The sequence below is a fragment of the Methylovorus mays genome, from assembly GCF_020531915.1.
Taxonomy (GTDB): Bacteria; Pseudomonadota; Gammaproteobacteria; order Burkholderiales; family Methylophilaceae; genus Methylovorus; species Methylovorus mays.
In genome coordinates this window covers 256,251-268,065 of sequence record NZ_JAJAVG010000004.1, presented here as the reverse complement: position 1 = coordinate 268,065, position 11,815 = coordinate 256,251, and the positions used below count along the sequence as shown (strand labels likewise).

Here is an 11,815-nt window from a genome sequence, read left to right as displayed (position 1 = left end):
GACCTACTCAATCGCCTTCAGTATGCACATCATTTCGGCTTCTGCCACCACAACATCATCGACCAGCGCCTGACCTTTGTATTTCCAGATGCCCCGCAGAATGCGGTCTATGCTTACTTTCAGGATAAGCTGGTCACCGGGCGATACCGGCTTTTTGAAACGCGCACTATCAATGCCGGCAAAGTAATAAACAGACTCATCATTCGGTTTGGTATCCATCGTCTTGAAAGACAAAATGGCAGCTGCCTGCGCCATGGCTTCAACGATCAAAACGCCGGGCATGACAGGATGATAAGGAAAATGCCCGGGGAAAAATGGCTCGTTCATGCTGACGTTTTTGACGGCGACGATTTCCTTGCCCAGTTCCAGTGATAATACCTTGTCGACCAGCAAGAACGGGTAACGGTGCGGCAGGTGCTCTAATATTTCATGGATATCCATGCTGGTAACAGCCTGATCATTCATGGCATTTCCTCAATTTCTATTTGTTATGTCCAGCTGCGCCCTGATCTGCGCCAACTCATTTTCCAACTGCTTTACCCGCTCGGACATATCGCCCAGACGACGTATGTTTGCCGCCGTCTTGAGCCAATCGCCATGTGTCTGGAACGGCATCAGCGCTGTGTAAGTATCCGTCTTCAGCAATGATCGTGTAATCATGCTACCCGGCGAAATGGTCACTCCATCTGCAATCTCAAGATGCCCCAGTATCATGGCGGCACCCCCTATGCGGCATTGCTTGCCGACAATTGCGCTACCGGCAATGCCCACACATCCTGCAATCACAGTATGGGCGCCTATCCGGCAGTTATGTCCTATCTGAATCAGATTATCAAGCTTCACCCCCTGCTCAATAATCGTATCGTCCAGCGCGCCCCGGTCAATCGAGGTATTAGCACCAATCTCAACGTCATCCGCGATGATGACCCTACCAACCTGCGGGATTTTAACCCAGCGCCCATGGTCATTGGCATAACCAAAACCATCAGCACCAATGACCACGCCTGCCGCCATAACGCAACGCTCACCAATTTGGCAGTCTGCATAGATTGTCACATGGGCCTGCAGTACAGTCTGACTGCCGATATGCACGTTTCGACCGACAACACAACCCGCCCCGATGACGACGCCTTCGCCCAGCTCAACCCCCGAGGCTATCACGGCATAATCCATGATAGTGCACGAAGCAGGTACGATAGCATCCGATGCCACACTGGCGTTCGAACTGATCCCGGGAACATACTCCACACGCGGGTTCAGCAAATCTGAAACGCGTGCAAAATAGGCATAGGGGTTATCGGTAACTATGCGCGGCAGCGTCGTTAATTCACGATGCTGTTCACTGATGATAATCGCACTCGCAGCCGTTTCGGCCAGCTGAGTGCGATACTTGGAATCAGTTATAAAGCTGATATGCCCAGTCAGGGCATTGGCCAGTGAGGCGACACGGCTAATGATAATGTCACCATCACCGACCAGCTCGCCCCCCAGCCTGGATACGATCTCCGCTAAGGAGTATTGCGCTTTCATCAGGCTAGAGTCGCTTTCAAATGCCAGAGTTTACTTCTTGCCCAGAGCTTTCAGTACCTTGTCGGTAATATCGATTTTCTTGCTGGCATAAGCTACGCCACCATAAACAACCAGATCATAACCTTCAGCCTCGGATACCGAGGTCACAGCTTTGTTGATACGGTCTTGCAAGGCGCCCAACTCTTCATTCTTGCGCATATTCACATCTTCACGCAATTCGCGTTGTTTACGCTGAAATTCGATTTTGAGATTGGATGCATCACGTTCCTTGTTGCGGCGATCCGTCTCTGACAAGGTCAGGCTGTCTTTGTCCAGCGATGTTTCAATATCCTTGATCTGCTTTTGGAGACGATCCAGCTCCTGGGTACGCGGGCTGAACTCCTTCTCAAGTTTTTTACCGCTTTCAGCCGTTTGTGGAGCTTCCTGCAAAATTTTGTCCACTTGCACATAACCCACCTTGAGCTCCGCTGCCGACACATTCAGTGTAAAAGCAGCAAACGCTGTCAAGACCAGGCTTTTCAATAATTTACTCAATTCATTCTCCAATATTTAACACTTAATCATACAAACAGCTTAGAACTGCGAACCCATCTGGAATTGCAGAATCTGTGTCTTGTCATCGTTATACAAGGTCTTGCCATCCGTCTGGACGGTATCATTACGCGCATTCAGCGCTTTTGCCAGCACCAGCTTGATAGGCCCGAATGGCGAATACCAGCTCACGCCAATACCTGCTGAATAGCGTAAATCGCCAAGATCCATACGCTCATCAGATGTGTAAACATTACCTGCATCAATAAAGGTACTTAGCCGCAATTGCTTCGAATCTTTCATGCCAGGAATAGGGAAATACAACTCGGCATTACCCAGCAGGCGCTTGGTACCGCCAATAGCATACCCGCGTTCATTTACTGTGTCATACAGACGCGGGCCAATGGAACTGGTCTGATAGCCACGCACCGAGTTTACACCACCAACATAGAAGTTCTTGAAGAATGGGAAGTCCTTGTCGCCATAAGTATCACCATAGCCCGCTTCACCGTTCAGCATAAACGTAATATTGGGCGTGATGTCCTTGTACCATGAATGTTTGTACTCGACCTTGTAATACTGAAGGTCCAGCCCAGGCAAACCAATTTCAGAACTCAATCGCTGGTAAACGCCCTTGTTGGGGAACAAGACATTATCGCGAGTATCATGCGCCCAGCCCAAGTTAAGCAATACGCTAGTGTTGTCACAACCATTGGCATTGGCGTCGCCACAATAGCGGCGATATTGAATCGGGCTGCTAGAGGTTAAATCTACCTGGGTAAAGTCGAAGGTGAGACCCGCACTGACCGAGTCGCGTTCATTCAATGGCATGCCAAAACTCACACCTGTACCGTAAGAGGATGTCTTGTAGCTACCAGTACTCAGGTAGGAAGTATCAATATCACGGCGATAGGCACTGAAGGTACGGCTTATACCATCAGGCGTAAAGTAAGGGTCGGTATAGCTCAGCGAGTAAATGGTATTAACCTTACCGGTATTCACCTGAGCAGACACCCGATTACCCGTACCCAGGAAGTTGTTCTGGTTCACTGTAACCCCGAATACCACACCTTCAGCGCTGGACAAGCCGGCGCCGAACATCACGCTGCCAGTGGATTTTTCCGTGACATTGATGTTCAGGTCCACCTGGTCATTCGTTCCCGGTACAGCAGGCGTTTCCACGTTAACATCCGAGAAGAACTGCAAACGCTCCAGACGTTGCTTGGAACGATTAATCTTGTCAGCGCCATACCATGCGGATTCCATCTGGCGCATTTCGCGACGTAACACCTCATCGCGGGTACGTGTGTTTCCGGTGAGGTTGATACGGCGCACATATACGCGGCGGCCTGGATCGATGAAAAAGGTAAAGGCAACGGTATGCTTGTCTTTATCAACGTCGGGAACAGCATTCACGTTAGCGAATGCATAACCGTCATTACCAAGACGATCACCAATGGCCTTGCTGGATTCTGTAATTTTCTGACGATTGAAGTATTCACCTGTTTGCAGGCTGATAAGCTTGCGGGCTTCTTCTTCCGCCAGCAGCATTTCACCAGCCAGCTTGATATCGGTAACGGTGTATTTCTCACCTTCACTGATATTAATGGTGATGTAAATGTCACGCTTGTCTGGAGTAATCGAGACCTGGGTAGACTCAATATTGAATTCCAGAAAACCTTGATTCATGTAAAAAGACCGCAAGGTCTCAAGATCAGCGGTCAATTTTTGTTTGGAGTACTGATCATTTTTGTTCCACCAGGTCATCCAACCCGGCGTGGTCAATGAAATGGTTTCCAGCAGGGTTTTGCTATCAAAAGCCTGATTACCAACAATATTGATGCTGCGAATCTTGGAGATGGCACCTTCTTCAATATTGAACTGTACAGCTACGCGGTTTCGTTCCAGAGGAGTAACAACGGCTTTGACGGTGGCGCCGTATTTGCCTTGGGAGAGGTACTGACGTTTGATTTCCTGCTCGGCGCGATCCAGCATGGATCGGTCAAAAATCAAGCCTTCAGCCAGACCAATCTGTTTCAGACCTTCTTTCATTTTGTCACTGGGGAAGGATTTATTGCCGCTGAAATTCAGTTGAGCGATGGCTGCTCGCTCCTGAACGACAACGACCAACACATCCTGATCTGCCTCGATCCGCACATCCTTGAAGAATCCGGTGCCATAAAGCGCTTTAATCGCCTGGGTCGCCTTGTCATCATCCATGGTCTCACCGACCTTGACGGGCAAGTAGTTGAATACCGTACCAGCCTCGGTACGCTGTATCCCGTCCACCCGGATATCCTTCACTACAAATGGCTCCAATGCCATTGCTGATGTTGCATACATACCAAATACCAAAAACGGTATATGCTTAAGCTTGATGCTTAAATTCATTCAGATCAGCCTGTTATCAATCGATTTATATCGTTATAAAAAGCGCATGCCATCAACAACCCAAGCAGCGCCAGTCCAATACGTTGACCAATTTCCATGACACGCTCGGAAACCGGGCTGCCCTTGAAAACCTCAACAATATAATACAACAAATGCCCCCCATCCAACACAGGGATAGGAAGCAGATTTAGCACGCCAAGACTAATGCTGACGAGCGCCAGAAAGCCTAAAAAAGCTTTCCAGCCAATTTGTGCACTCTGCCCGGCGTAACTGGCAATTGTCACCGGCCCACTCATGCCGCGCCAAGATACATCACCAGTCAGCATGCCTCCCAGCATTTGAAGGCTAAAAATCGAAGTTTCCCATGTCTTGGTAACCGCTTTGCCAGCCGCCACGCCTGGTGAGTAGCTCACGGTCGTCATGATTTTATCCAGCTCGTTTTGGTTTGCCTTGTACGCCGCCCCAATCCGGCCTATTTCCTTGCCATTCTCTCGAACACTATCAGGAATAACCTGCAAGTCCACAGATTGACCATCACGCACAATGGTAACGCTCAATGGCTTTTGTGGATGCTGTCGTATGGTATCCACCACCTGATCCCAGGCAGTAATGGCAAGCCCATCAATTACACGGATGTTATCTCCTGGCTGCAAACCAGACTTTTGTGCCGCCCCGCCCGCAATCACTTCTCCCACTATGGGTGGCATACTGGGGCGATAAGGCACAAGGCCCAATTTTGGCAGGAAGTCACCTTCAAAATCATCTTTATCCAACACAGATAACTTCAAATTGTGATGCAGGGAAACATCGTTCAGTCGTCCTTCCACTGAGACCGGGGCGTTAGAGAGTGCCTGGCGCATCAGTATCCAGCGCACGTCTTGCCAACTGGCGACAGGCTCGCCCGCGATGTCGGTAATCAGCTCGCCTGACTGCATTTGGGCAATCGCTGCTGGTGTTTGCGCAGGAACATCCCCCAATAATGGCTTGATGCCCATCACGCCATGCATGAACAGCACCCAATAAAGCAGGATGGCCAGTAACAAGTTGGCGACGGGCCCCGCGAGCACGATAAGCATCCGTTTCCATACAGATTGCCGATTGAAAGCGCGATGCAACTCATGCTCAGCCACTGGAGCTTCGCGCTCATCCAGCATTTTCACGTAGCCGCCCAAGGGGAAAGCCGCCAGTACAAATTCGGTATTGTCCTTGCCGATATGCCTGGTCAGCAATGGCGTTCCAAAGCCCAGTGAAAATCGCAAGACCTTGACGCCACACCAGCGCGCGACCTGAAAATGCCCATACTCATGAATCGTAATCAGGATGCCAAGCGTAACGATAAACGCGATAACGGTGATCATGCTGATTGCACCATCCACTCCTCTGCCAGCTGGCGGGCTACCTGGTCAGCGGCAATCAGGCTAGGAATGTCAGTAACGGGTTGAATGGTGGACTGTGAGAGCACGCGCTCGATAAGAGCGGGGATATCCATGAACCCTATGCGAGACTGCAGAAACGCCTCGACAGCCACTTCGTTAGCCGCATTAAGAATCGCCGGCGCTGTTCCACCGCACTTCAGAACATCAAAAGCGAGGCGCAAGCATGGGAAACGGCCAGTATCCGGGCGTTCAAAATTCAATGTGGCGATCTTGAACAAGTCGAGCGAGCCCACTCCGCTATCAATGCGCTCAGGGTAAGCCAGTGCATAGGCGATGGGCGTGCGCATGTCAGGATTACCCAATTGCGCCAGCACTGAGCCATCGACATACTCCACCATGGAATGAATGACGCTTTGCGGATGGACCACTACCTCAATCTGCTCGGGCGTTGCATCAAAAAGCCATTTTGCCTCAATGACTTCCAAACCTTTGTTCATCAAGGTGGCGGAATCAATGGTGATCTTTGGTCCCATAACCCAATTGGGGTGATTGAGCGCCTGCTGCGAAGTCACTTGCAGCAATTGCTCCCGACTGGCGTTGCGGAATGGACCTCCGGATGCCGTCAGCAATATTTTGCGTACACCGCCGCTGTGAAGGTCAGGATGTTTTTTGGAAGGCATAACCTGAAAGATGGCGTTATGCTCGCTATCGATAGGCAGCAAGGTCGCACCACTCTCCTCCACCGCCTGCATGAACAAGCTGCCCGCCATCACCAGCGTTTCCTTGTTGGCCAGCATGATGCGCTTGCCGGCACGGGCAGCCGCCATGGCGGGTCTGAGACCGGCCGCGCCCACGATGGCGGCCATGACTGCATCCACCTCAGGAGCAGAAGCGACTTGCTCCAGGGCATCCATGCCAAACAGGACTTCCGTTTCAATACCCGCCTGGAGGAGCATCTGCCGCAGGCGATCTGCCGCGGCCTCCTGCAACAGCACGGCATATCGCGGATGATATTGCTTGCATAGATCAAACAAGGCCTCGGCACGACCGTTAGCCGTTAATGCATATGCGCAGTATTTATCAGGGTGCCGGGCAATCACATCCAGCGTATTGAGCCCGATGGTGCCAGTAGCACCGAGGATGGTAATGTTTTGTGGTGATGACTGTAACAAATTTCGCCCCCAGGGCTATTGGGAAACACTTGCCCACAAAGGATAGGCGTAGTGGTAATACAACGGGAAATAAATAAAGAACGCTGCCAGCGGCAAGCTTGAGGTCAAGCCATCGATGCGATCAAGCACGCCACCATGCCCAGGTAACAAGCGACCACTGTCCTTTACTTCGGCATGTCGCTTCACTAGCGACTCCAGAAGATCACCCATGATACTCAGCACAGTAATGCCCCAAAGTCCCAGGATAATCCAGGGGGTGATTCCCAATGCGCTGCAAAGTATGAGCCCATATATGCTGACGGCCAGCCAAGCGCCCAGCACACCCTCCCAGGTTTTTCCTGGGCTGATTTGCGGTGCAAGCTTATGGCGGCCAAAACGCTTGCCAGCAAAATAAGCTGCACTATCGGCAATCCATACCGCAACCATCAAGGCAAGCAAAAGCCCCGGCTTGATGCGGTGCAAACTGACAAAAGCGAGCCAGGTCGGGATAAGGATTACCCACCCGATAACGGCCATCCCCATCTGGTTTCGAATGCGGAAACGTCCGGATAGCCAGATGGGGACAAAAAAGGTCCAAAAAATGGCAGAAGCCAGCAAGCCCCAGAACAGAAGATGCTGTTGAATGAACACATACGATGTGTCAGTGACAGCAACCGCGAGCAGGCCAATGACAAATGTCACCGCCGGATATAACTGCCCACCGCCCAGCCGATTCATGCTCGTCCACTCCCATGCACCGATGGTAATAATGACGAGCATCAGCAATGCCCAGTACACCTCGGGAAGATAGAACAGCGCAGCCAAGAAAAGTGGTATGAGTACCAGGGAGGTAAGAATGCGCGCTTTTAACATGGTTTATTGCTGCAACTGTTCGCTGGTACGGCCAAAACGACGCTCTCGCTGACGATAAGATGCAATGGAAAGTTCGAAAGCAGCCGAGTCAAAATCAGGCCATAAGGTATCAGTAAAATAAAGCTCGCTGTATGCCAGCTGCCACAGGAGGAAGTTGCTGATACGCTGCTCTCCGCCCGTGCGAATGAATAAATCAGGCTCTGGGGCATAATGCATGGAAAGATAAGGCGCCAGATGCTCTTCATTGTAATTGCCAGCAAGCTCAGGGCGCTCAGCGTGCAAGCGGTTTACCGCCTGCAGGATATCCCAACGTCCACCATAATTAGCGGCAATGGTCAGGGTCAGCCCCGTATTATCACGTGTCAGCGCTTCCGCACGTGCGATTTGATCCCGCAAGGATTCATCAAAACGCGAATGGTCGCCTATCATCACCAGGCGAATATTATTTTTATGAAGCTTGGAAACCTCTTGCTGCAAGGCTTCCATAAAGAGCCCCATCAGGAAGGAGACTTCCTCCTGCGGTCGACGCCAGTTTTCACTGCTAAAGGCAAACAGCGTCAGATATTCAACACCAATACTTGCACATTGCTTGACGATATCGCGAACAACCTCCACGCCACGCTTGTGACCAGCCACCCGCGGCAGGAAGCGTTTTTTGGCCCAACGACCGTTACCATCCATGATGACGGCAATATGGCGTGGCACCTCCGCGGTGTCGGGAATGGATTGCGTGGAGCTGAAAAAAAGCGCCAATCAAGACTCCGTTTCTAAGGACAAATCAAACACGGCAGACTACACCGCCATGAGGTCGGCTTCTTTGACTTGCAGAAGCTTGTCGACCTCAGCCACAAAACGGTCGGTCAGCTTTTGCACTTCATCTTGCATGCGACGCTCATCATCTTCACTGATTTCTTTGTCTTTAGTTAGCTTCTTGAGCTGATCATTGGCATCACGGCGCACATTGCGGATAGCCACCTTGGCATTTTCACCCTCGGTACGCACGACCTTGATCAGGTCGCGACGACGCTCTTCCGTCAACATGGGCATGGGCACACGAATCACGTCACCATTGGTTGCGGGGTTAAGGCCCAGATCACCATCACGGATGGCTTTCTCGATCTTGGCCACCATGTTCTTTTCGTAAGGCTGCACGTTGATAGTACGCGCATCGCCCAGAGTAACGTTCGCTACCTGATTCACTGCGACCATGGAGCCATAGTATTCCACCATGACATGATCCAGCAGGCCGGTGTGTGCACGGCCCGTACGCACTTTACCGAGGTCACTCTTAAGCGACTCCAGGGATTTCTGCATCTTTTGTTCTGCGTTTTTCTTTACTTCGTTGAGCATCACTCTCTCCTAAACCTGGCGCATGCCTTAAGGCAATACGCGCGTACCTTCATCTTCGCCCATGACTACACGCTTCAGGGCGCCTTGCTTGAATATACTGAATACGGAAATAGGTAATTTCTGATCGCGACACAGCGTCAGTGCCGTCGCATCCATGACCTTGAGGTTCTTGATGATGGCTTCATCAAAAGTCAGTGTTTTGTAACGCATGGCATCGGGATTGGTCTTGGGATCATCGGTATAAACCCCATCGACCTTGGTGGCTTTCAGCACGATCTCAGCATTCATCTCCATACCGCGTAACGCTGCTGCAGTATCTGTTGTGAAAAAAGGATTACCAGTACCGGCACCAAAGATCACCACGCGCCCTTCTTCCAGATAACGAATCGCCTTGCCGCGAATATAAGGCTCGGCAACCTGCTCGATATTGAGGGCGGACTGCACGCGGCTCACCAGCCCAATGTGACGCATGGCATCCTGCAAAGCCAATGCATTCATGACTGTTGCCATCATGCCCATATAGTCGGCCGTCGCCCTATCCATGCCTTCAGCCGCAGGCGCAACTCCACGAAAGATATTGCCGCCGCCAATCACCACGGCCACCTGCACGCCCATATCCACCACTTCCTTGATTTCATTCACAATCCGTGAAATGGTCGCACGATTAATCCCGTAACTGTCATCACCCATGAGGGCTTCACCAGATAATTTAAGCAGGATGCGTTTAAAGGCGGGGGATGTCATGGGGCTCCTATCTGAGTTGTGCAAAACGACAATGCGTTATTAAATCACATTATCGTTTTGCAGCGAGTACATCATTACAGCCGCAGGGGTGAAGCCCCCGCGGTTTTACTACCAGGGAAACTGCAGCCTAGATCTTGGCTGCAGCAGCGACTTCAGCAGCGAAGTCGGTAACAACCTTCTCAATGCCCTCACCCACGACGTACATGGTGAAAGAGGCAACGGAGGCGTTTTTGGATTTGAGCAATTGTTCGATGGACTGCTTGTCATCCTTGACGAAAGGTTGGCTCAGCAGCGTCACTTCCTTCAGGAACTTCTGCACGGTACCTTCTGCAATCTTTTCCAGCATGGCGTCTGGCTTACCAGCTTCTTTAGCCTTCTCGATAGCCACACGACGCTCAGCTTCGATCAGGGCTGCATCCACGCCGCTCACATCCAGCGACTTGGGCTTGGCAGCAGCAATGTGCATGGCAATATCCTTGCCCAGAGCTTCGTCACCACCCACCAGATCAACCACGACACCGATCTTGCTGCCGTGAACATAGCTGTACAGCTTACCTTGTGCATCTGCACGCAGGAAGCGACGTGGGGTGATGTTTTCACCAATCTTACCAACCAGCACAGTGCGGTTTTCTTCAACGGTAGCGGAACCCATCTTCAGGCCTGCAACATCAGCGATATCGGCTGGCTTGTTGCTGGCAATCACAGCTGCCAGTTCGTTAACGAAGTTCACAAAATCCTGGTTCTTGGCACAGAAGTCAGTTTCAGAGTTCACTTCTACCATGGCGCCAGTCTTGCCATCAGCGCTGATGCTGATGCCAACGGTACCTTCAGCAGCAACACGGCCAGCAGCCTTGCTTGCCTTGTTACCGAAACGTACACGCAAAATTTCTTCTGCACGGGTCATGTCGCCTTCGGCTTCTGTCAGTGCTTTTTTGCAATCCATCATGGGCGCATCAGTGCGCTCACGCAATTCCTTTACCATGCCTGCGGTAATTTCAGCCATTATTTGCTCCTTCAATGATGATTTCGGCCAGACTAGGCCATATAACAGGTATAAAAAAGGGGGCTTTCGCCCCCTTTTATCAGGGTCTTACTCTGCCGCGGTTTCTTCAACCTCGACGAATTCTTCTTCGCTAGCAGACTTCACGATTTCCGTGATGGCTTGGCTGCGGCCTTCCAGTACTGCATCCGCAATACCGCGGGCATACAGACGAATCGCACGGCTGGAGTCATCGTTACCAGGAATAACATAAGCAACGCCATCTGGAGAGTTGTTGGTATCAACAACACCGATAACAGGAATGCCCAGCTTGGCAGCTTCAGTAACAGCGCCGCTTTCATGACCTACGTCCACGATGAAAATCGCGTCTGGCAGGCCACCCATTTCCTTGATGCCACCGATAGAGCGTTGCAGCTTTTCAACTTCACGCTTGTAGCCCAGGGCTTCTTTCTTGCCGAATTTGTCCAGGCTGCCATCTTGCAGCATGGTTTCGTAGTCGTTCAGGCGCTTGATGGATTGCTTGACGGTCTTGAAGTTGGTCAGCATGCCACCCAGCCAGCGGTGGTTAACGTAAGCGCAGTTAGCGCGTTCAGCTTCTTCCTTCATGATGTCGCGTGCTTGACGCTTGGTGCCAACAAACAGGATACGGCCCTTGTTAGCAGCCAGTTGACGCACATACTTCAGTGCATCCTCGAACAATGGCAGGGTTTTTTCCAGGTTGACGATGTGAATCTTGTTGCGGTCACCGAAGATGAACGGTGCCATCTTGGGGTTCCAGTAGCGGGTTTGATGGCCGAAGTGAACTCCGGCTTCCAGCATTTGACGCATAGTTACGGACATAAAAGTCTCCAGTAAGGGTTAATTGCTTC

General features: G+C 51.2%; 12 protein-coding genes. All 12 read right to left on the bottom strand.

Features of this window, described 5'->3' with window-relative positions:
• Positions 1–3 precede the first annotated feature (3 nt).
• Positions 4–465 (bottom strand): 3-hydroxyacyl-ACP dehydratase FabZ, encoded by a 462-nt coding sequence (fabZ, locus tag LG203_RS03585; RefSeq protein WP_013442255.1) that lies wholly within the window; start codon positions 463–465, stop codon positions 4–6.
• A gap of 9 nt (positions 466–474) precedes the next feature.
• Complete coding sequence (gene lpxD / locus LG203_RS03580) at positions 475–1,530, bottom strand: UDP-3-O-(3-hydroxymyristoyl)glucosamine N-acyltransferase (protein WP_230344517.1); 1,056 nt, start codon at positions 1,528–1,530, stop codon at positions 475–477.
• 30 nt (positions 1,531–1,560) lie between these two features.
• Positions 1,561–2,064 carry an OmpH family outer membrane protein gene (locus LG203_RS03575; RefSeq protein ID WP_015830106.1) on the bottom strand — a complete coding sequence of 168 codons (504 nt, stop codon included), beginning with the start codon at positions 2,062–2,064 and terminating at the stop codon, positions 1,561–1,563.
• Positions 2,065–2,103: 39 nt separating this feature from the next.
• On the bottom strand, positions 2,104–4,452 hold the full coding sequence (bamA, locus tag LG203_RS03570; RefSeq protein WP_230344516.1) for an outer membrane protein assembly factor BamA: 2,349 nt from the start codon (positions 4,450–4,452) through the stop codon (positions 2,104–2,106).
• A 5-nt stretch (positions 4,453–4,457) separates the two neighbouring features.
• The gene (rseP, locus tag LG203_RS03565; RefSeq protein WP_230344515.1) at positions 4,458–5,810 is read right to left on the bottom strand and encodes an RIP metalloprotease RseP; all 1,353 of its coding nucleotides are present in this window, start codon (positions 5,808–5,810) and stop codon (positions 4,458–4,460) included.
• Positions 5,807–7,000, bottom strand: coding sequence for a 1-deoxy-D-xylulose-5-phosphate reductoisomerase (gene ispC / locus LG203_RS03560; protein WP_230344514.1), 1,194 nt, complete (start codon positions 6,998–7,000; stop codon positions 5,807–5,809). The genes rseP and ispC overlap by 4 nt, the downstream gene beginning before the upstream one ends.
• A gap of 15 nt (positions 7,001–7,015) precedes the next feature.
• Entirely contained in the window at positions 7,016–7,852 is an 837-nt protein-coding gene (locus LG203_RS03555) for a phosphatidate cytidylyltransferase (protein ID WP_230344513.1), read from the bottom strand.
• A 3-nt stretch (positions 7,853–7,855) separates the two neighbouring features.
• Positions 7,856–8,605 (bottom strand): isoprenyl transferase, encoded by a 750-nt coding sequence (locus tag LG203_RS03550; protein ID WP_230344512.1) that lies wholly within the window; start codon positions 8,603–8,605, stop codon positions 7,856–7,858.
• Positions 8,606–8,644: 39 nt separating this feature from the next.
• Positions 8,645–9,202 (bottom strand): ribosome recycling factor, encoded by a 558-nt coding sequence (gene frr / locus LG203_RS03545; RefSeq protein WP_013442263.1) that lies wholly within the window; start codon positions 9,200–9,202, stop codon positions 8,645–8,647.
• Between the two features lie 27 nt (positions 9,203–9,229).
• Entirely contained in the window at positions 9,230–9,946 is a 717-nt protein-coding gene (gene pyrH / locus LG203_RS03540) for a UMP kinase (protein ID WP_013442264.1), read from the bottom strand.
• Between the two features lie 127 nt (positions 9,947–10,073).
• Entirely contained in the window at positions 10,074–10,949 is an 876-nt protein-coding gene (gene tsf, locus LG203_RS03535) for a translation elongation factor Ts (protein WP_230344511.1), read from the bottom strand.
• Between the two features lie 87 nt (positions 10,950–11,036).
• Positions 11,037–11,786, bottom strand: coding sequence for a 30S ribosomal protein S2 (gene rpsB, locus LG203_RS03530; protein ID WP_015830110.1), 750 nt, complete (start codon positions 11,784–11,786; stop codon positions 11,037–11,039).
• Positions 11,787–11,815 lie beyond the last annotated feature (29 nt).

Excerpts from the sequence above, each read along its gene's own strand:
- fabZ (WP_013442255.1), bottom strand. The coding sequence starts at position 465 with ATGAATGATCAGGCTGTTACCAGCATGGATATCCATGAAATATTAGAG.
- lpxD (WP_230344517.1), bottom strand. The coding sequence starts at position 1,530 with ATGAAAGCGCAATACTCCTTAGCGGAGATCGTATCCAGGCTGGGGGGC.
- bamA (WP_230344516.1), bottom strand. The coding sequence starts at position 4,452 with ATGAATTTAAGCATCAAGCTTAAGCATATACCGTTTTTGGTATTTGGT.
- rseP (WP_230344515.1), bottom strand. The coding sequence starts at position 5,810 with ATGATCACCGTTATCGCGTTTATCGTTACGCTTGGCATCCTGATTACG.
- LG203_RS03555 (WP_230344513.1), bottom strand. The coding sequence starts at position 7,852 with ATGTTAAAAGCGCGCATTCTTACCTCCCTGGTACTCATACCACTTTTC.
- frr (WP_013442263.1), bottom strand. The coding sequence starts at position 9,202 with ATGCTCAACGAAGTAAAGAAAAACGCAGAACAAAAGATGCAGAAATCC.
- pyrH (WP_013442264.1), bottom strand. The coding sequence starts at position 9,946 with ATGACATCCCCCGCCTTTAAACGCATCCTGCTTAAATTATCTGGTGAA.
- tsf (WP_230344511.1), bottom strand. The coding sequence starts at position 10,949 with ATGGCTGAAATTACCGCAGGCATGGTAAAGGAATTGCGTGAGCGCACT.
- rpsB (WP_015830110.1), bottom strand. The coding sequence starts at position 11,786 with ATGTCCGTAACTATGCGTCAAATGCTGGAAGCCGGAGTTCACTTCGGC.